Genomic DNA, 17,474 nt, shown 5'->3' on the forward strand with positions numbered 1-17,474 from the left:
GGCACGGAAGCCGCTGCGATATAAGGGCTTCCGGCTACCAGCGATCATGCCCGATCCGGTCCTGACCGGGTTCGATTCCCGCCACCTCCACAAGCTGGCCCGCCGTGGTCGCTGACCTTTGGTCAGCTTCCCGGCGGGCCGCGATGTTTTCCGGGGGGCGACCCCCCGGACCCCCACGGGCGCGATGTATGGCGGGGTCGGTGGGATCATGGCGTCATCTGGTTCATGACAGAATGCCGTGAGGAGATCTCGGAGCCGTGTTCGGTCTCGATCTTTCTCGGCCCCCGCGTGCAGCTGTCCGTCCCGCCCGGCGTTGATACCACGCTGGTCGACCTTGCTATGGATAGGCTGCCTGTTCGGTGCGGCGTCGACCATGCCGACGCGATGGATCTGGCGGGCCGGCTGCTGGCCCCGGCGCAGATCCTGGCCGGCCTCACGGGCGGCGTGGTTCTGCGCGACCCGCTCGATCTGCTCACCGTGCGGCGTCGGGCACTGGCCTGGTTGTCAGGGGCGTGATCCTGCCCGCGCGTGACGGCGGTAGTCGCTGGGGGACTGGCCGGTGTAGGCGGTGAAGGCGCGAGCGAACGCGCTGGGGCTCGCGAAACCGACGTCGGTGGCGATGCGCAGGACGGTGTCCTCGGTCTCGGCCAGCATCGTCATGGCCCGGAGCAGCCGGCTGATGAGCAGGTACTGCCGCCACGTCATGGTGGTCTCGGTGGCGAACCGACGCCGCAGCGTCCGCTCGGAGACGGCGGCGGCCGTGCAGACGTCGGCGATGCCGACCGTGCGCAGGTGGCTGTCGGTGTAGCGCATGGCCGCGGCGACGACCGGATCGTTGCTGGTCGGCAGATGGAAGGGCACCTCGTGCTCCAACCAGCCTGCCACCAGGGCCGCCATGGCGCGGAAGAAGAGGTCCGCCGCGGGATCGCTGCACGCACGGTCGATCGGCCAGCGGACGGCGTATCTGATCATCTCCCGCAGGACGGGTTCGATCGCGAGCACACGGGCACGGTCCCCGGCTTCGGTGATGGTTTCGGGCTCGAAGAACACCGAGATCGTGCTGACCTTCTTGATCGTCGTCCGGTGGGCGAGACCCGCTGGGATCCAGACCGCTCGCTGGGGTGGCAGCAGGTAACGGGTGGTCGAGGTCTCGACCTGGACCACGCCTTCGATCGCGTACTCGATCTGATGAAGATCGTGGACGTGCCAGTCGGTCGTGAGGTCGACGGCGGTGTACGGGTACGTACCGGCAGCCACCGACGTGGTGGAGCGTGGCGAGATCATCGTGGCAGTGGCCGCAAAAGGCGCATCATCGGCCGATAGTGCGGCGACGGTCATGGTTGAGAACAGTATCAATACTGGCATGACATTCTTGTTCCTGACCGGAGCTGACGACACCGATGCCAGCGACACCGATTTCAGTTGGGCCGTGGCGCGATGAACCAGGGGCATCTGGACTATCTGGCGAGCCCCGAATGGGCGGCGGCACTGCGAACCGACCTGCTGCCCTGGCTCGAGACGGTCGCCGAGTTGGGCGACGACGTCCTCGAGATCGGCCCTGGCCCGGGTCTGACGACCGATTTGCTCCGGGAATGCTGCGCATCGGTCACCGCCGTCGAAATCGACAGCGGTCTCGCCGCGGCCCTGGCCGAGCGGCTCAGGGGCACGAACGTGGTGGTGATCTCCGGTGACGCGACGGAGGTGGAATTGCCGTCAGGCCGGTTCTCCGCCGCGACCTGTTTCTCGATGCTGCACCACATGCCGTCCCCGCAGGCCCAGGACCAGCTGTTCGCCGAGCTGCACCGGGTGCTGCGCCCTGGCGCGCCGCTGGTCGGGGTCGACTCGGCGGACACCGATCTGGCCCGGGGCGCTCACGTCGACGACGTCTTCGTGCCGCTCGAACCCGAGACGTTGGGCGAGCGCCTGCGCGCCGCCGGATTCACCGCCGTGACCGTCACCGCGGCCGGACCACACCAGATCCGTTTCGACGCCCGCAAGCCCGAGGCGGCAGCGGGCGCTGGCCGCCCGGCCTCCGGGCACGGCGGTGCCGCGTGAGTACACCGGTCATCGAGGCCGAGGGCCTGACGAAACGTTACGGGGGAACCCAGGCGCTGGCCGGCGTCTCGCTGGCCGCCGCCCAGGGAACCGTGCTCGGCGTGCTGGGCCCCAACGGCGCCGGCAAGTCGACGACCGTCCGGGTACTGACGACACTGACTCGGCCGGACAGCGGGTCGGCCCGCGTCGCAGGGTGGGACGTACGCGCCGATCCGGGCGAGGTTCGACGCCGGATCGGGGTGACCGCCCAGGACGCGACCGTCGACCAGGCGCTGACCGCACGCCAGAACCTGATGATGCTCGCCAGTCTGAGCGGGCTGCCGCGCTCCCGCGCGGCGGCGCGAGCGGCCGAGCTGCTGGAACGCTTCGAACTCGGGCACGTCGCGAACCGACCGGTGAAGGGGTACTCGGGCGGGACGCGTCGCCGCCTCGACCTCGCCGCGGGGCTGGTGGCACGTCCGCCCGTGCTGTTCCTCGACGAACCGACCACGGGCCTGGACCCGGTGAGTCGGCAGCGGATGTGGGACGTCGTGCGCGAGCTCGTGCAGGAGGGCACGACCGTCCTGCTCACCACGCAGTACCTCGATGAGGCCGACACCTTGGCGGACCAGATCGTCGTCATCGACCACGGCCGCGTCATCGCCGCCGGCACTCCCCGCGAGCTGAAGAACACCACCGGCGGCGCTCGTCTGGAGGTGACGCTCAGCCGCGCGCACGACGCGGCAGCGCGGGCTTTGGGCCCGCTCGTGACGGGGACGGTCGAGGCCAGTCAGGACGGTCGGCGGCTGCGGGCCGCCGTCGACGGGGGCACGGGTCTGGCTACCGCGATCGTCCGGGCGTTGGACCAGGCCGGCGTCCTCGTCGACGACGTCGCCGTCCATCCGCCGTCGTTGGACGACGTGTTCCACGCCCTGACCGGCGCGCCGGTCGACTCCGACCGAATGGTGGTCTCCGCGTGACGTCCAGCCACAGCGTCGCTGTCCCGACCAGCGCGGTCGGCGCGGTCGACCCCGGCAACGCCCTTCGGCGCCTGAGTCGTGAAGTGTCGGTGCTTACTCACCGTAATCTTGTGCATGTGGCTCACGAGCCGCTGCAACTGTCGGACGTCACCATCCAGCCGATCGTGTTCAGCCTGCTGTTCGTCTACGTGTTCGGCAGCGGCGTGACGATCCCGGGCGGCAGTTACCAGGATTTCGCGCTCGCCGGGCTGCTCGCGCTCAACCTCACCACCGCGACGAGCGGGACGGCAGTGGGCCTGAGTACGGACCTGACCACCGGCGTCATCGACCGCTTCCGCACGCTGCCGATGTGGCGTGCCACCGTCCTGGTGGCACGTTCGTTCACCGACCTGCTGTCGTACCTCGTCTGCCTGGCCATGGTCGTGGTCACAGGTCTCGCGATCGGCTGGCGCCCGAAGGCGTCGCTGGGTTCGACGGTGGCGGGACTCGCCATTCCACTGCTGTTCACCTTTGCTCTGTCGTGGATGACGGCCTGCATCGGCATGGTTGCCGAGGGGCCGGAGAGCGCGCAGAGTCTCGGTCTGGTTCTGTTGTTTCCGCTCGCCATCGTCTCCAACGCCATGGTTCCCACCCAGGGCATGCCGGGTTGGCTGGAGACCATCGCGAACTGGAATCCGGTCAGTGCCGTCACCGCGGCCGCTCGCGACCTGCTCGGAAATCCCAACCCCTCCAGCGGGCTCGACGACTGGCCGATGCAACACCCGCTCGCCGCCGCACTCATCTGGTCGTTCGCGATCATAGGAATCTGTGCGCCACTTGCCACCGTCCTCTACGGCCGGCGCACCCGGGACTGATCCCAGGGATCAAGCAAGGAGGCCATCGATCATGTCGTCATTCGTCCGCCGATCCGGTGGTGCGGGCCGGTCATCCGCTGGCGTCCGGTCCGGTCACGCTGCTCCGACTCGCGTCGGTCGGCCACGTCGCGGTCTCCCGGCGGGGTCGCACCCGCGGAGCTCTGGACGACGTCCTCGCCGAACACGGCCTCGTTCGCACGGTCGTGGCCGCGGTGCCGACCTTCACCGCGGCGGCGCACCTCATCGCCGATTCCGACCTGACCGGGTTGATCCCAGCCGGCTACGCGCACCAGGTCGCCGCACTCACCGGCGCCCACCTTTACGAGGTTCCCGCCGAGCTGCCGGCACTGCCGATCTCGCAGGCGTGGCACGGGCGCCACGACCTCGATCCCGCCCACCACTGGTTGCGAGATCAGATTCGCGCCGTCGTCAGGAGCGCAGAAACTACGGTCATCCGGCGTCCACCGACCGGTCCTGATGCCTTGCCACTTCAGGGGACGTCGTAGGTGATGCCAGCAATCTCGTGGTCAGCTGATGGAGCCGGGCGCCCGCTCGGGGGTCGAAAAGCTGGTTGTTCACCGGGATACGACGGCCCTCCACGAACGCGCTCAGCCGCTCGGTCGGCGGCGAGTCGAGGCAGGGCAGTATCTGCCCGATGCTCTGATCAATCGATTTCCCGAAATTCTTCAGACCAGCCACCTGGGCGGCTGTGGCAGCGTCGTATTCGCCGGAGAAACTGGTCGACACGACACCCGGGTGGAAGAGGATGTATTTGATTCGGCTGTTTGTGTGCTGGTCCGCGAAGCCGGCGCCCAGCAGGTCGTTGAGTCGGCCGCCGTGGCCCAGTGCGCCTGTTCCCAGGTAGCCGTGTCGGAGTTGGAGGTCGCTCCACCAAATATCGCCCGTCCCACCCGGGCCGGCCACGTTCAGAATCAGTGGACGCTCGGACTGGTCCAGCGTCTCGGCCAAGCCGTGGCTTAGCAGGAACCGACTCAGGTAGAACAGCGCGAAGTTGCTCTCGAAGCCGTCCGGGGTCTCGGTCCGCGTCGACCGGTGGTACCGCGCGCACAGTACGAGTATGTCCAGGGTCGGCAACAGGTCTTTGATCCGCTCGAGGAGATCGGTGTTCTCGCGAACGAGACTCAGATCGGCTCGGGCGAAGTGAGCGCGGTCCCCGGCTCCCCGCCGGCGGGCGGCGTCGACGAAATCTCTGCCCTTCCGCTCGTTCCGGCCGATGATGAGGACCTCGTAGCCCCGGTTCAGGTAGACCTCGGCCAGCGCTCGGCCGATCCCGTCGTTCCCGCCCGTGATGGCGATCGAGCTCATGCATGTCCCTCTCTCGTCGACGGCTGACGGGGGTCTGGCAGGGTCGGCGGGGGCCTTCTACACAAGTTTTGTCGATAAAAGCATCAAGTCGCCGTCGCCGCAAGCCCGCGGCCGGTCTGTGGCGCGCAGCGGGCCCGCTGCGCGCACCACGCAGCGCGTCGGCCGGCCCCCCGTAGATCGGCCGGCCCCCCGTAGAGAGGAAGCCCTACGCGGCTGCGCCGGCCCGTCGAACGGGTCAGCTCGTCGAGCGAAGTTCGGCGATCATGTCGGCCAGCATGTGCTCCTGAACCCGGATGAGCACGCCGGTGGCCTGCTCGAGCTCGTCCGGCCGCACCCGCGCGAACACCTGTGCCAACAGCTCACGCCGCGCAGCCCGCACCCGCGCGACCGTCGCCCGTCCCTCGACCGTGATGACGATCATGGCGACCCGCCGGTCCCGGCCGTCCGCCACCCGGTTGACGAGCTGGACCCGAAGGAGCTCGCGGAGCTGCAGCGAGACGGTCGAAATATCGATCTTCAGGCAGTCCGCGATGTCCGACACCCGCATGGGACCGGCGACGTCGAAGTGCTCCAGCAGGCGCATCGGTCCCGCCTGCAGGTCACAGCCGGACCGCTGGGCCACCTCTGACCGCGTGTGCTTGCTTTCGCTCCACCGCACCAGCGCGGACAGCGCGACCTCCAGCCGCGCGATCGACCCCGGGTCGGCCGGCTCCGCCTCCACGGACAGCGCGGCGGCCGGGCCCGGCGGCGTCACCGACGGGCCCTCGGGCGCCTCCGCCGATGTGCGCATCCTCCGACGCTACCTCTCGGGCGCACTCGCCCTCGCCCGCATCGTCGAACCTCACCGCCGGCGGCGGGCCGCGGAACCAGGGCTCGCCGCCGGGTCGGGGCCGGGCCTGGTCCCGCCGGTGCATCGCGGCGAGCAGGTCCCGGGTGCAGGGCGCGCGGAGGGGACGGAGAAGACGGTCGCGACTATCCCCGCCGCCACGATCACCACTCTAAATAATTTTTAACAACAAAAGTATATGACGCATCGCAGGATCGGGTTCCATGCTCGTCACCTCCACGAGCTGGCCCGCCGTGGTCGCCGATCTCCGATCGGCTGCCCGGGGGCCGCGATGGAGAGAGTCTCGTCCGCCCGGCGATGGCCGCCGCTCCTGACCGCAGGGAGAATGACCTACCGCCGAGGCGAGATCGCCTCGCAGCTGTCGCGCAATTTACCTTGTCACGGCCGCGCTTCAGGAGTAGGTGCATCTCTGAGTTTCCTGCTGGAAAGCAACCCGCCCAATGTTTGCTGACGAACAAGAATTGAACGCCTTCGACAATAAGGTTTGGAGTGGACTAGGCTCGGGCACCTAGTTGCAAGATCGGTACTGGAATCGGGGGTAGGAGTTGCCACTCCAGTCGCGGTGGCTCCTCGTGGGTCTCCTTGCTTGCGTCACTGTCGCTGCTTTCGTCCTACTACTGTTCACTGGTGGCGTCGGCCGGCTCGGGCTGGCTGTGGGGATGGCTGCCGCGTTGCTGGCCACCCTTTACCTTGCCTTTGGGAGTGGCAGGTATCTCGTGGCGGTCACGCTTGTCGTCGCAACCTCTACCATCGCCTTCGGCCTCCTGACGGTACTTCCTGACTCGGCTCCGGGAGAGGCGGGGGCGACCGGCTGCCGGAAGGGTCCGACAAGCGCACCGGAGGCGAACAGCGATCTTTCTCGGTGGCAGAGCTTCGGGAATGGCGTAGTTTCCTACGGCGCAAATATCCTGGAGGTGGGGGTCGAGCCGGGCGACTACAACCCGGCCGGCTGGGGCCTGGACAGGGTCGGATACTGCGACTACCGATTCACCTTCACCGTTGACCTCACGACGCCCCGTCTGGCGCTGCTTCCCGGTCCGAACTCCAATCTCGGCTGGGGCTTCGGTGTGGGCACCTGCATGACCATCGGGCAGAACGGCGAGCCGATGGGGGCGTATCTTCAGTACGGCTTCCTTGAATCATCGGATCAGCCGCAACGGGTGCTCGCCGGAATCGTCAAGGCTGGCGAGTACAACACCTATACGTTTATCAACGACACGCCGTCGCCGGTCTCGCGTCCGTATGTTGAGGGCGAGCTCATCGAGATCGCATGGACCATCGAGGTGCGGGGAATCACCGCAACCGCCGTCGGGACGGTCGGCGGAGTCGCCGGACCGCACGTGCGTTGGCGGCTGGCCGACGGGGCGCGCCTGCCGGAATCGTGCGGTGCGGGTGGCGGCGACGGCGTCGCGTTCCGTGCGTGGGGCACCCGCGCTGTCATCCATTCACCCCTGATCACACCGCTGTAGTTTTCGGGTTTCCTGGGCCCGCTGCTTCGAGCACGGCCCGTTCTGAAGGAGGAGGATCACATGACCAAAAGACTGCCCGGTCGGCACCGAGCACCGGCCGGGCCGACGGGCAACAGCGTATCCCGCAAGTTGGCACGAGCTGGCGTCGTCGCGGTGACGGTCGCCGCGTGCAGTTCGGTTGCCACCATTCCGGCCCTCGCGGCGGGGCCGGTGACCACCATTGTTCCGGGTTCCCCGGCGGGCGGACCTCCGGTGACCGTTCCCAACCGGCCCAGCACTCCTCCTGTCACGGTTCCGAACAAGCCTGGCGGCGGCGTACCTGGTCCGACAACGCATCAGTCGTTGCCGACACTGCGCTATGGCAGTCGGGGGAGTGCGGTGGTGACCCTGCAGCGCGCGCTGCGTATTCCTGCCGATGGTGCATTCGGGCCGGCGACGCTGAACGCGGTGCGTAGGTGGCAGGCGTCCCATCGGCTTACGGCTGACGGGATCGTCGGACCGCAGACGTGGGCGAGCCTCGGTTACCGGTAGGCGTCGGGTGCGGCTTTGGACGGGCTGCCCGGAGCCGCACCCCACCCGTACCCGGGAACCGAGCCGATGGCGGGGCGGTCTCGCCGAGGTGCCGGCCGCTTCCGCGGTCAGGGGCGGGCCATCGAGCCGGCGTCGACGGCGATGGTCGAGCCGGTGATCATGCGGGCCTCGTCGGAGACGAGGAAGGCGATCACCTCGCTGACGTCGCGAGGTTCGATCAGCTCGACGGGAAGCGCGTTCTGCATCGCGGCGGCGAGGTGCGGCAGGCTGGTGATGCTCTCGAACAGCGCGGGGTTCTCCACCACCATCGCGGTGTTCACCCCGGTCGGGGCGACGGCATTGACGCGGACGTTGTCCGGGCCCAGCAGGGCGGCGTAGGCCTTGACCAGGGCGACCACGGCGGTCTTGGCCGCGGTGTAGGCGTCGGCGCCGGCCGTGCCGTCGGTGAACGCCTTCAGCCCCGCGACGGAACTCGTCACGATGATGTTGCCGGTCCGGCGTTCGCGCATGTGGGCGGCGGCGAGTTGCAGGGTGTGCCAGGCGCCGGTGAGCATCGTTCCGAGCGCGTCGTCCCACACCTGCTGCATGTCCGGGTGGTCGCTGCCAGAAATGATCACGCCGGCATTGGCGATCGCGATGTCAACCTGCCCGAGCTGGGCGACCCCGGCGTCGAAGGCGATCTGCTGGTCGGCCCGGGAACGCACGTCGCCCTTGCGCAGCACCGCGGTCCGGCCGAGCTGTTCGATGAGCCGGCCGGTCTCCTTGAGATCCTCCTCCGTCGCCATCGGGTAGGGCACCGTGTCGAGCTGCGCGCACAGATCGAGGCCGACGATGTCGGCCCCCTGCTCGGCCAGCAGTAACGCGTGCGAGCGGCCCTGACCACGGGCGACCCCGGTGATGTAGGCGACCTTGCCGTCGAACTTCCCCATGTCGCTACCTGCGCCTTCGCATCACGAGTGAACGGGACGTCGGCCCCCGCCGGTCGGCCCCTATCAGGCCGGGGGTCGGCTCGCATCAGGCCGGGGGATAACCGATCGTCTTGATCTCCAGGAAGGACTCGAAGCCGGGGATGCCGTTCTCCCGGCCGAGGCCGCTCTGCTTGTAGCCGCCGAACGGCGAGTCCGGGGCGAGCCAGTGGGCGTTGTTGACGGCGACCGTCCCGGTCCGCAGCCGGCGGGCCACGGCCATGGCCCGCTCGACGCTGCCACTGGAGACCACGCCGGACAGGCCGTAGATGCTGTTGTTGGCGATCGCGACCGCGTCGTCGTCATCGTCGAACGGGAGCACCGTCACCACCGGGCCGAAGATCTCCTCCTGGGCGATGCGGGCATCGGGATCGACGTCGACGAACAACGTCGGCTCGACGTAGAACCCGCGGTCGTGCCGCGGCGAGCGCTCACCGCCGCAGACGAGCTTCGCCTCGGACCGCCCGACATTGATGTAGTCGAGCACCCGGGTCCGTTGCCGGTCGCTGATGAGCGGCCCCATCATGTTCGCCGGGTCCATCGGGTCGCCGTACGGGAAGGCGCGCACGGCGGCCTCGGCCGCGTCGACCGCCTCGGTGTAGCGGGAGCGTGGGACGAGGATGCGGGTGGCCAGCGCGCAGCCCTGCCCGGCGTGGAAGCAGATGTGCGAGGCGGCGAGTCCGACGACCGCGCCGAGGTCGGCGTCGTCGAGCACGATGGAGGCCGACTTCCCGCCGAGTTCGAGGAAGGTCCGCTTCACCGTCCCCGCCGCCGAGGCCATGACCGCCCGGCCCGTCGCGGTCGAGCCGGTGAACGTGATGAGGTCGACGTCGCGGTGCGCGGTGAGCTGGGCGCCGATTCCGTGGTCGGCGGAGGTGACGACGTTGAGCACGCCCGGGGGCAGGTCGGTGTCCTCCAGCGCGATCTGACCGAGCAGCGCCGCGGTCCACGGGGTGTCCGGCGCCGGCTTGAGCACCACCGTGTTCCCCGCGGCGAGCGCGCCGGTCACCTTGACCAGGTTCAGCATCAGCGGGAAGTTCCACGGGGTGATGGCGCCGACGACGCCGACCGGCTCGCGCCGCACGACCCGGCTCGCCGGGCCCATCAGGGTCGTCGTGTCGGGTAGTGCCTGCTCGTACGCGTAGGACTCCGCGAGGTCGGCGACATAGCCGATGTCGGCGATCACCGGCTCGACCTGCATGAGCCGGCTCAGCGACAGCGTGCAGCCGGTCTCGGCGATGAGGACCTCCCGGACCTGTTCGATCCGGGCCTGCAACGCGGTCTGGAGCTGACGAAGGCAGTGCGCCCGCAACGCCGGGTCGGTGCTCCATGAGCCCCGGTCGAACCGGTGTCGGGCCGCCGTGACCGCCGCGTCGAGGTCCGCCGGTCCCGCGTCGGCGGCGACCCCGAGGAGCTCCTCCGTGGCGGGGTTGCCGTTGTCGAACGTCCGCCCGGAGCGGGCGGCGACGAGCTCGCCGTTGATGATCAGTTCCGATCGGTCGATCATCGACCCTCCTGTCGCCGGAAGCGGCGGTGATCCCGCGCGTCCGTGACATTGGTAACAATCCCGCGAATTATTGTCAACCGGAGAGTCGGCTAAATTGGTGCCGGCGGGAGTTCTAGGCTCCCTGCCAGCGGTACAGGTTCCCGGGACGGCCGCACCGTCCGTAGCGGTGGGAGCGGATCGCCAGTCGATGGACGGCCAGGTGCTCCAGGTAGCGGCGGGCCGTGGCGCGGGACACTCCGATCGCGGAAGCGATATCCGTGGCGGAGGCCGGCACGGTCTCGGCCCGCAACTGGGCCACGACGGCGTCGAGGGTCGTCGTGGACACGCCCTTGGGCTGGTCGGCGACCGGGGTGAACGGTGGCCGGAGCGCGGTCAGGGCGCGATCGACCTCCTCCTGGCTGAGATGGTGCGGGGGAGCGGTCGTCAGCGCGCGGTGCGTCGTCGCGAACCGGTGGAGACGGTCGCGCAGAGTCGCGGCGCTGAGCGGTTTCACCAGGTACTGGGCGACCCCGTAGGACAACGCGGCCCGGACTGTCGCAAGGTCGCTGGCCGACGTCACGGCGATGATGTCGAGCACGGCGCTGCGGGACCGCAGTGTGCGGCATACCTCCACGCCCGTCATGTCGGGCAGGAGGAGATCGAGCAGGACGAGTTGCGGATGACCGCGGGAGACGAACTCCAGCGCCTCGGCGCCGCTGTGGACGATGCCGATGACGGCGAATCCGGGCAGCTGGTCGACATGGCTGCCCTGCTGCTCGGCCAGCCGCGTGTCACCGTCGACGATCAGCGTGCGGATCGGATTATCAGGCATACGTCGCGGCTCCGGACGGTCTGGTCGAAGAAACAGCAGGAGAGGTATCGGGGTAATGGTCTGTCGGATTCCCGGTCTCGGGTGACGCGTATTTTCACAGAGCAAGCCCGGGAATGCATCCGCCAGCTGTCGGAGATGCGTCCCGGTCCGGCCGACGAACGTGCGGAACCGGCGGTCGACGGCCCGGTGCCGCGGCCCCGTCGACACCCTTCCTCCGCGGCTCACCGGCACTATGGTGCCGTTCCTGGAGAATATGCGCAGAACCGTGACACGGGGGCCGCCGCTGAGCAGTGTGGTCGCGAACATCGACATCACCGGGAAAGGTTTTCCTGCCCGGCGAGGAGGCACCTATGTCCGCGCCCGCTCCAATCGCCCCGCGGGTCCGCCGCCCGTGGTATCGCCAGTTGTACGTGTGGGTCCTCGCCGGTATCGCCGCCGGCATTGTCGTGGGCCAGCTGGCGCCGGATTTCGCGGTCCGCCTCCAGCCGCTGGGCACGACCTTCGTCGACGCCATCAAAATGGTCATCGCGCCCATCGTCTTCTGCACCGTCGTCGGCGGCATCGCGCAGGTCGACAACCTGCGCAAGGTGGGCCGCGTCGGCCTGAAGTCCATCGTCTACTTCGAGGCCGTCACCAGCGTCGCGCTCCTGCTCGGCCTGATCGTGATGAACGTGTTCCGGCCCGGGGACGGGGTGCACGCCAACCCCGCCGGCCTCGTCGTCAACGACACCGTCGGCGGCTACATCAAACAGGGCAAGAGCGAGGGCTGGGGTCACTACCTGTCCGACATCGTGCCGGGCAGCGTGGTCGGTGCCTTCGCCGACGGCGCCATCCTGCAGGTGCTGTTCTTCGCAGTCCTGTTCGGGATCGCCCTGAACCTCATCGGGCCCGCCGGCGCCGGGCTCGCGGCCGGGGTCGAGCGGGTCGGCACCGCCATGTTCCAGGTGATGCGGATCATCATGTACGCGGCTCCCGTCGGCGCGTTCGGGGCCATGGCCTTCACCATCGGCAAGTACGGCGTCGACACCCTGACCAGCCTCGGTAAGCTCATCGGTATCTTCTATGGCACCTCGGTGTTCTTCGTCCTTGTCGTTCTGGGCGCAATCGCTGCTGCCATCGGTGTCAACATCCTGCGGCTGCTGCGCTACATCCGGGAGGAGCTGCTCATCGTTTTGGGCACCTCGTCCTCGGAACCGGTGCTTCCCCAGCTCATGCGCAAGCTCGAGGCGCTCGGCGCACCGCGGCAGGTCGTCGGGCTGACCGTGCCGACGGGATACTCGTTCAATCTCGACGGCACCTGCATCTATCTGACCCTCTCCGCCCTTTATCTCGCCCAGGCCGTCGACGCCGACCTGTCGATCGGCCAACAGCTCGCTATCGTCGGCGTTCTCCTGCTGACCTCGAAGGGCGCCGCGGGCGTCACCGGTTCCGGATTCATCGTCCTCGCCGCGACCCTATCCACGGTCGACTCGATTCCGGTGGCCGCCATCATGCTCATCTTCGGCATCGACAAGTTCATGTCCGAATGCCGGGCGCTGACGAACGTCTGCGGGAACACCCTCGCCACCCTGGTCGTGGCCCGCTGGGAAGGCGTCCTCGACACTGAGCGCATGCACCAGGTCCTCGACCACGGCGGCACCGAGCCGCCTGTCCTCGTCGAACCGCCCGTCCTCGTCGAGCCGCCTGTCCTCGTCGAGCCGCCTGTCCTCGTCGAGCCGCCTGTCCTCGTCGAGCCGCCTGTCCTCGTCGAGCCGCCCGCCCTCGTCGAGACACCCGGAGACGTTGCCGACCGTCCGGCGGTGGGTCGCCCAGTCGCCGACTCGGACAACCCGAACGGTGCGGACGACCCGGAACTGACGGTTGCGGTTGCCGTCCCCGCACCTCTGACCGGGCAGGGACCCGGGAGCTAAGCGAACCCGGGAGCTGATCGAACCCGGGAGCGGAGGGATCCGACCTGGCGTCGCCGACGGGGCAATACGGGCATAGCGGGTTTCGGCCGCCCGTGGTCGTATTTTGCTGCACGTGGGTGTTGTCACCAGGTTCCGGCGTCGTTACGCTTCCCCTGCGCCGGTTCGCGATGTGCCTTTTCGGGCAGCCGGCGGAATCACGGGGGTTCACGTTTCTGCGTCGGCGCCACGGGTTGCCGGCCATTGTGGACTGTCTCGCGGTCGGGTCCGGCCGGCTGCTTCTTTCGCTTTTCCTGGCCGGATTCCTGCATGGCCGAGATACGGCTGTGCGGACACGAGAGGTGGGAACATGTCCCTTTATCACACCGAAATTCAGTGGGGCGGTCCGGGCGCGGACTGGCACAAGGACAGCGACCTGCAGATCGTCATCAGCAACCGTAACGGGGTCGTTCCGCCGACGGGTCTGCCCGCCACGGGTACCCAGGTGTCCTGGTCCGGCCCGCACGGGAACGGCAGCGTCACGTTCTTCGAGGACGGCGCCCTGTTCCAGGGTGCGGCCCAGTTCCCGGGTGAGGGCCCGGTGGGCTACCGCGGAACGGCTGCGTCGTAGGAGATCCCGGAGCTGGGGCACGCCGTCAACTTCGAGTTGACGGCGTTCTCCTGTCAACCTAAAGTTGACGCCGTGACCGAACCGGTTCGGATGACGCGCGCCGTCAGCCTCGACGACCTGATCGAGGCCGTCGCCGCCGCCCACCCCGACGCGCTGTCCAGGCTGTCGAACGCCATTCTCCTGGCCGACCACCTCAGCGAGGTGGCCGACCATCTGATCGGGCATTACGTCGACCAGGCGCGCAGGTCCGGAGCGTCCTGGACCGACATCGGTCGGAGCATGGGGGTCACCCGGCAGGCGGCGCAGAAGCGATTCGTGTCGAAGGCCGCGGGCGAGCCGGCGCCGCCGGAGGGCGACCCGGGCTTCGGCCGCTTCACCGTCCCGGCCCGCAACGTGGTGATGGCGGCCCAGAACGAGGCGCACTCGGCGGGCAACGACGAGATCGGCCCGGCGCATCTCGCCCTCGGCCTGCTCGCCGAGCCCGAGGCGCTCGCCGCGCAGGCCGTCCGGGCGCAGGGAGTCGAGCTCGCGGCCGTCCGACGGGCCGCCGCAGCGGCGCTGCCCCCGCGGGTCGCGCGGGTGCCCGACCTCGTCCCGTTCGACGCGGGCGCGAAGAAGGCGCTGGAGCTGACCATCCGCGAGGCCCTGCGGCTGGGGCACGAAGAGGTCGGGACCGAGCACATCCTGCTCGCACTGCTGGAGCTCGAGGATGGCTCGGGCGTGCTCAGCGGCCTCGGTGTCACCAAGACCGCCGCCCAGGCGTTCGTCACGGCATAGGCATAGGTGTGGGTGTATGTCACGGCCTAGGCGCCCAGACAGAGCCCTCGATGAGCTGCGGCGCGCCGGGGGCGAACCGCGGCAGGTCGATCAGGCTCGGCAGGTCGGCCGCCATGGGCCGCCCGGTCGAGGCCGTTGTCCAGCTCGACGAGCCGCCCGGCGACCACCCGGGCCAGCCAGATCGACTCGGCCGCGCCCTTGGCCCGCCCCGACCAGTCCACCGCGATCACCTGTGCCACGAGACGGCAACGCTATCCGTGGCGTCGCGCCGGCGTCGACCGCGCACCGCGGAACATCATGGGCGCGGGGCCTGCGGTGTGATGGTGTTCCTGCGGAACTACCCACTCGCACGGTCCCGGCCGAGGCGGCCGGGTGGAGGATCATCGAATGACAGAAGACTCGCCAACCCCGCGTCCCGCGCCCGCGGGGGCCGGCCCCTCCGAGCCGCCCTGGAGGCAGATCGAGTCGCGCAGTCCCGAGTGGCTGCCGTGGGTGCGCGAGCTGCACTCCATTGCCCAGGCCGGGCTCGCCTACTCCCAGGACCCCTACGACCTCGAACGGTTCGAGCAGCTCCGGCGGCTCAGCTACGAGATCGCGGCCCACTGCACCGTCGTCACCGTGGAGGCGGCGGAGGGCCTCTTCGGTGGCGAGGTCGGCTACCAGACGCCGAAGGTCGACGTGCGTGGGGTGCTGTTCGACGGCGATCGGATCCTGCTCGTCCGGGAGAAGGAGGACGGCGGCTGGTCGCTGCCGGGCGGCTGGGCCGACGTGGGCCTCACCCCGGCCGAGGTCGTCGTCAAGGAGATCTTCGAGGAGGCCGGTCTGCGCGCCGAGCCGGAGCGCCTGCTCGCGGTCCTCGACAAGCGCCGGCACGCCCACCCGCCGTACCCGAACGACACCTACAAGATCTTCATTCGGTGCCGGGTGGTCGGCGGGAGCCCCGGTGGGGGGCTGGAGACCTCTGAGGTCGGCTGGTTCCAGCGCGACGCCCTGCCGCCGCTGTCCGAGAAGCGCAACACCGCCGGCCAGCTCGCCCTGATGTTCGGCTACCTGGACGACCCCACCGCCCCGGCCGTCGTCGACTGAGTCGGCATCCGGGCTGGGCCGGCATCCAGGAGGCGTCAGCGCTCGGTGTCGAGCACTGCTGCGAGCCTGACGGCAAGGTCGTCCATCACCGCCGGCAGCACCCATTCGACCTCCGGGCGGCGCAGGAACGTGAAGACGTCCGGGCCCTGGGCGGTGACGGGCAGATCCTTGGCCCGCGGCACGATATGGACGTGCAGATGCTCGAATCCGGCGGCCTCCGAGAACGCGGCCACGTAGGTCTTCGCGCAGCCGGTCACCTTGACCAGCGCCCGGCTCAGCCGCCAGGTCAGCACCCCGAGCTCGGCGGCCTCGGCCTCGGTGAGTTCCGCCGGGGAGGTGAGGTGCCGCCGGCTGACCAGGACAAGCCATCCCGGCAGCGCCGTCCGGATCGCGTGTGCCGCCCGCCATCCCGTCCCGACCAGCACCCGCTCCCGCGGCGGCAGCCCGGCCGGCGCCGCGTTGCCCGCGCACGAATAGCAGCCTTCCGTTCCGACGGCCGGGACCACACCGATACCCATCGCGGCCCCGCCTTCCCGGTGAAGAATGCTGCCCGCCCGCCGGACGATGAGTTGTGATCCGCGTGTTCCCGGAGATCGCGGCCGGGCTGGATGTCAGGTCGTGGTGAACAGGGCGCTGGCCCAGAAGTCCTTGGGGTCGCGGACGCCGGGTGGGACCGCGAAGACGGCGCTGCTGGTGTGGACGATGTACTCGTTGAGTGCATCCGACGCGGCCAGCCGGCGCTGGATCGGCAGGAACCCGGTGCGGGGGTCGCGCTGGAACGCGATGAAGAACAGGCCCGCGTCGAGCTGTCCGGTCTCCTGGTTGACGCCGTCGGTGTAGGAGTAGCCGCGGCGCAGGATCGTCGCGCCGCCGTTGGTCGACGCTGCCGCGAGCCGGATGTGGGCGTCCGCGGGGATGACCGGCTCGCCGTCGGCCCCCTTGGTGCTCAGCGGGACCGGGTCGAACTCCTCGGCCGCGCCCAGCGGCGCGCCACTCGCCTTCGTCCGCCCGAAGACCTGCTCCTGGTCCAGCAGGAAGTCGCGATCCCAGGACTCCAGCAGCATCCGGATGCGGCGGGTGACGACGTAGGTGCCGCCGCGCATCCACGACTGGTCGCCGTCCGCGCCGACCCAGACGTGCTTGGCCAGCGACGCGGTGTCCTCGCGTTTGACGTTGTTCGTGCCGTCCTTGAAGCCCATCAGGTTGCGCGGCGTGTCCTGGCTGCTGCTGGTCGTGCTGGTCCGGCCGAAGCCGAGCTGGAACCAGCGCAGCACGGCGGTGCCCTGGGCGAGACGGCGCAGGTTGCGCACGGCGTGGAAGGCGACCTGCGGATCGTCGGCGCAGGCCTGCACGCACAGGTCGCCGCGGCTGCGTAGCGGGTCGAGGTTGTCGCCGGGCAGCGGCGGGATGTCGGTGAGCGCCGCGGGCCTGCGCCCGGCCAGGCCGAAGCGTCCGTCGAACAGACTCGGCCCGAGTCCGAAGGTGATGGTCAGGTTGCCGGCGGTCAGCCCGATCGCCTCGCCGGTGTCCCGCGGCGGCGAATGCGGCGCGGCGGCGTCGTCGGCGACGGCCTGCCCGGCGGCCATCCGGGCGGCGGCCGCGGTCCACCCGACGAGCAGCTCGCGCAGCTGGTCGCGGCTCACCCCGGCGGAGACGTCGAAGGCGGCGAAGGCGAGTCGATCCTGGGCGTCGGTGGTGATTCCGGCCTGCTGCGCGCCGTGGAACGGCACGATCCCCCGGGGCGCCGCGGCGGTCGCGGGCGGCGAGTCG

General features: G+C 69.4%; 22 protein-coding genes. 13 read left to right on the forward strand and 9 right to left on the reverse strand.

Annotated features, from left to right (window positions below; translation table 11 throughout):
• The first annotated feature begins 339 nt into the window (after positions 1 to 339).
• Positions 340 to 516 carry a hypothetical protein gene (locus tag ND748_RS03075; protein ID WP_251743870.1) on the forward strand — a complete coding sequence of 59 codons (177 nt, stop codon included), beginning with the start codon at positions 340 to 342 and terminating at the stop codon, positions 514 to 516.
• On the opposite strand, the gene ND748_RS03080 is transcribed toward ND748_RS03075, so the two are convergent.
• On the reverse strand, positions 505 to 1,257 hold the full coding sequence (locus ND748_RS03080; protein WP_251743871.1) for a helix-turn-helix domain-containing protein: 753 nt from the start codon (positions 1,255 to 1,257) through the stop codon (positions 505 to 507). The genes ND748_RS03075 and ND748_RS03080 overlap by 12 nt on opposite strands.
• On the opposite strand from ND748_RS03080, the gene ND748_RS34450 reads away from it, so the two are divergent.
• The 5 genes from ND748_RS34450 to ND748_RS03105 are packed head-to-tail and all read left to right on the forward strand — an operon-like array spanning position 1,232 to position 4,374.
• Positions 1,232 to 1,441, forward strand: coding sequence for a hypothetical protein (locus tag ND748_RS34450; RefSeq protein ID WP_251743872.1), 210 nt, complete (start codon positions 1,232 to 1,234; stop codon positions 1,439 to 1,441). The genes ND748_RS03080 and ND748_RS34450 overlap by 26 nt on opposite strands.
• A complete protein-coding gene (locus ND748_RS03090; RefSeq protein WP_251743873.1) occupies positions 1,438 to 2,055 on the forward strand; it encodes a class I SAM-dependent methyltransferase in 618 nt (205 codons plus the stop codon). The genes ND748_RS34450 and ND748_RS03090 overlap by 4 nt, the downstream gene beginning before the upstream one ends.
• Positions 2,052 to 3,014: an ATP-binding cassette domain-containing protein gene (locus ND748_RS03095; protein WP_251743874.1), complete on the forward strand. Its 963-nt coding sequence runs from the start codon at positions 2,052 to 2,054 to the stop codon at positions 3,012 to 3,014. The genes ND748_RS03090 and ND748_RS03095 overlap by 4 nt, the downstream gene beginning before the upstream one ends.
• On the forward strand, positions 3,011 to 3,868 hold the full coding sequence (locus ND748_RS03100) for an ABC transporter permease (RefSeq protein ID WP_251743875.1): 858 nt from the start codon (positions 3,011 to 3,013) through the stop codon (positions 3,866 to 3,868). The genes ND748_RS03095 and ND748_RS03100 overlap by 4 nt, the downstream gene beginning before the upstream one ends.
• Positions 3,869 to 3,927: 59 nt before the next feature.
• Positions 3,928 to 4,374, forward strand: a complete 447-nt coding sequence (locus ND748_RS03105; RefSeq protein ID WP_251743876.1) for a LysR substrate-binding domain-containing protein — start codon at positions 3,928 to 3,930, stop codon at positions 4,372 to 4,374.
• On the opposite strand, the gene ND748_RS03110 is transcribed toward ND748_RS03105, so the two are convergent.
• Both ND748_RS03110 and ND748_RS03115 read right to left on the reverse strand, forming a co-directional pair.
• Positions 4,319 to 5,194 (reverse strand): SDR family NAD(P)-dependent oxidoreductase, encoded by an 876-nt coding sequence (locus tag ND748_RS03110; RefSeq protein WP_251743877.1) that lies wholly within the window; start codon positions 5,192 to 5,194, stop codon positions 4,319 to 4,321. The two genes, ND748_RS03105 and ND748_RS03110, sit on opposite strands and share 56 nt — an antisense overlap.
• A 235-nt stretch (positions 5,195 to 5,429) precedes the next feature.
• The gene (locus tag ND748_RS03115; protein ID WP_251743878.1) at positions 5,430 to 5,984 is read right to left on the reverse strand and encodes a MarR family winged helix-turn-helix transcriptional regulator; all 555 of its coding nucleotides are present in this window, start codon (positions 5,982 to 5,984) and stop codon (positions 5,430 to 5,432) included.
• Between ND748_RS03115 and ND748_RS03120 the strand changes: the two genes are divergently transcribed.
• The 3 genes from ND748_RS03120 to ND748_RS03130 all read left to right on the forward strand — a co-directional run bounded on the left by ND748_RS03120 (position 5,977) and on the right by ND748_RS03130 (position 8,041).
• A complete protein-coding gene (locus tag ND748_RS03120) occupies positions 5,977 to 6,207 on the forward strand; it encodes a hypothetical protein (RefSeq protein ID WP_251743879.1) in 231 nt (76 codons plus the stop codon). The genes ND748_RS03115 and ND748_RS03120 overlap by 8 nt on opposite strands.
• Positions 6,208 to 6,757: 550 nt before the next feature.
• Entirely contained in the window at positions 6,758 to 7,510 is a 753-nt protein-coding gene (locus tag ND748_RS03125; protein WP_251743880.1) for a hypothetical protein, read from the forward strand.
• Between the two features lie 60 nt (positions 7,511 to 7,570).
• Complete coding sequence (locus tag ND748_RS03130; RefSeq protein ID WP_251743881.1) at positions 7,571 to 8,041, forward strand: peptidoglycan-binding protein; 471 nt, start codon at positions 7,571 to 7,573, stop codon at positions 8,039 to 8,041.
• A gap of 107 nt (positions 8,042 to 8,148) precedes the next feature.
• On the opposite strand, the gene ND748_RS03135 is transcribed toward ND748_RS03130, so the two are convergent.
• The 3 genes from ND748_RS03135 to ND748_RS03145 all read right to left on the reverse strand — a co-directional run bounded on the left by ND748_RS03135 (position 8,149) and on the right by ND748_RS03145 (position 11,324).
• Positions 8,149 to 8,970: a mycofactocin-coupled SDR family oxidoreductase gene (locus ND748_RS03135; RefSeq protein ID WP_251743882.1), complete on the reverse strand. Its 822-nt coding sequence runs from the start codon at positions 8,968 to 8,970 to the stop codon at positions 8,149 to 8,151.
• A gap of 85 nt (positions 8,971 to 9,055) precedes the next feature.
• Positions 9,056 to 10,513 (reverse strand): aldehyde dehydrogenase family protein, encoded by a 1,458-nt coding sequence (locus tag ND748_RS03140; protein WP_251743883.1) that lies wholly within the window; start codon positions 10,511 to 10,513, stop codon positions 9,056 to 9,058.
• A 112-nt stretch (positions 10,514 to 10,625) separates the two neighbouring features.
• Entirely contained in the window at positions 10,626 to 11,324 is a 699-nt protein-coding gene (locus ND748_RS03145) for a response regulator (RefSeq protein WP_251743884.1), read from the reverse strand.
• A gap of 350 nt (positions 11,325 to 11,674) precedes the next feature.
• Between ND748_RS03145 and dctA the strand changes: the two genes are divergently transcribed.
• From dctA to ND748_RS03160, 3 genes are all read left to right on the forward strand, one after another.
• Complete coding sequence (gene dctA, locus ND748_RS03150) at positions 11,675 to 13,234, forward strand: C4-dicarboxylate transporter DctA (protein WP_251743885.1); 1,560 nt, start codon at positions 11,675 to 11,677, stop codon at positions 13,232 to 13,234.
• Positions 13,235 to 13,580: 346 nt separating this feature from the next.
• The gene (locus ND748_RS03155; RefSeq protein ID WP_251743886.1) at positions 13,581 to 13,841 is read left to right on the forward strand and encodes a hypothetical protein; all 261 of its coding nucleotides are present in this window, start codon (positions 13,581 to 13,583) and stop codon (positions 13,839 to 13,841) included.
• A 72-nt stretch (positions 13,842 to 13,913) separates the two neighbouring features.
• Positions 13,914 to 14,618 (forward strand): Clp protease N-terminal domain-containing protein, encoded by a 705-nt coding sequence (locus ND748_RS03160; protein ID WP_251743887.1) that lies wholly within the window; start codon positions 13,914 to 13,916, stop codon positions 14,616 to 14,618.
• 26 nt (positions 14,619 to 14,644) lie between these two features.
• Here the strand turns inward: ND748_RS03160 and ND748_RS03165 are convergent, their stop codons facing one another.
• Positions 14,645 to 14,857: a hypothetical protein gene (locus tag ND748_RS03165; RefSeq protein ID WP_251743888.1), complete on the reverse strand. Its 213-nt coding sequence runs from the start codon at positions 14,855 to 14,857 to the stop codon at positions 14,645 to 14,647.
• Positions 14,858 to 15,005: 148 nt separating this feature from the next.
• On the opposite strand from ND748_RS03165, the gene ND748_RS03170 reads away from it, so the two are divergent.
• The gene (locus tag ND748_RS03170) at positions 15,006 to 15,704 is read left to right on the forward strand and encodes an NUDIX hydrolase (RefSeq protein WP_251743889.1); all 699 of its coding nucleotides are present in this window, start codon (positions 15,006 to 15,008) and stop codon (positions 15,702 to 15,704) included.
• A 35-nt stretch (positions 15,705 to 15,739) separates the two neighbouring features.
• On the opposite strand, the gene ND748_RS03175 is transcribed toward ND748_RS03170, so the two are convergent.
• Positions 15,740 to 16,222: an HIT family protein gene (locus tag ND748_RS03175; protein WP_251743890.1), complete on the reverse strand. Its 483-nt coding sequence runs from the start codon at positions 16,220 to 16,222 to the stop codon at positions 15,740 to 15,742.
• Positions 16,223 to 16,315: 93 nt separating this feature from the next.
• Positions 16,316 to 17,474: iron uptake transporter deferrochelatase/peroxidase subunit (efeB, locus tag ND748_RS03180; RefSeq protein WP_251743891.1), on the reverse strand; the 1,159-nt coding region annotated here is incomplete at its 5' end.

Origin of the sequence: Frankia sp. AiPs1 (assembly GCF_023716945.1) — a bacterium.
GTDB lineage: Bacteria > Actinomycetota > Actinomycetes > Frankiales > Frankiaceae > Frankia.

Bases quoted from the DNA above. Each gene is read 5' to 3' on its own strand.
- ND748_RS03135 (WP_251743882.1), bottom strand. From the start codon at position 8,970: ATGGGGAAGTTCGACGGCAAGGTCGCCTACATCACCGGGGTCGCCCGT.
- ND748_RS03110 (WP_251743877.1), bottom strand. From the start codon at position 5,194: ATGAGCTCGATCGCCATCACGGGCGGGAACGACGGGATCGGCCGAGCG.
- dctA (WP_251743885.1), top strand. From the start codon at position 11,675: ATGTCCGCGCCCGCTCCAATCGCCCCGCGGGTCCGCCGCCCGTGGTAT.
- ND748_RS03115 (WP_251743878.1), bottom strand. From the start codon at position 5,984: ATGCGCACATCGGCGGAGGCGCCCGAGGGCCCGTCGGTGACGCCGCCG.
- ND748_RS03075 (WP_251743870.1), top strand. From the start codon at position 340: ATGGATAGGCTGCCTGTTCGGTGCGGCGTCGACCATGCCGACGCGATG.
- ND748_RS03155 (WP_251743886.1), top strand. From the start codon at position 13,581: ATGTCCCTTTATCACACCGAAATTCAGTGGGGCGGTCCGGGCGCGGAC.
- ND748_RS03130 (WP_251743881.1), top strand. From the start codon at position 7,571: ATGACCAAAAGACTGCCCGGTCGGCACCGAGCACCGGCCGGGCCGACG.
- ND748_RS03170 (WP_251743889.1), top strand. From the start codon at position 15,006: ATGACAGAAGACTCGCCAACCCCGCGTCCCGCGCCCGCGGGGGCCGGC.
- ND748_RS03175 (WP_251743890.1), bottom strand. From the start codon at position 16,222: ATGGGTATCGGTGTGGTCCCGGCCGTCGGAACGGAAGGCTGCTATTCG.
- ND748_RS03140 (WP_251743883.1), bottom strand. From the start codon at position 10,513: ATGATCGACCGATCGGAACTGATCATCAACGGCGAGCTCGTCGCCGCC.
- ND748_RS03090 (WP_251743873.1), top strand. From the start codon at position 1,438: ATGAACCAGGGGCATCTGGACTATCTGGCGAGCCCCGAATGGGCGGCG.
- ND748_RS03145 (WP_251743884.1), bottom strand. From the start codon at position 11,324: ATGCCTGATAATCCGATCCGCACGCTGATCGTCGACGGTGACACGCGG.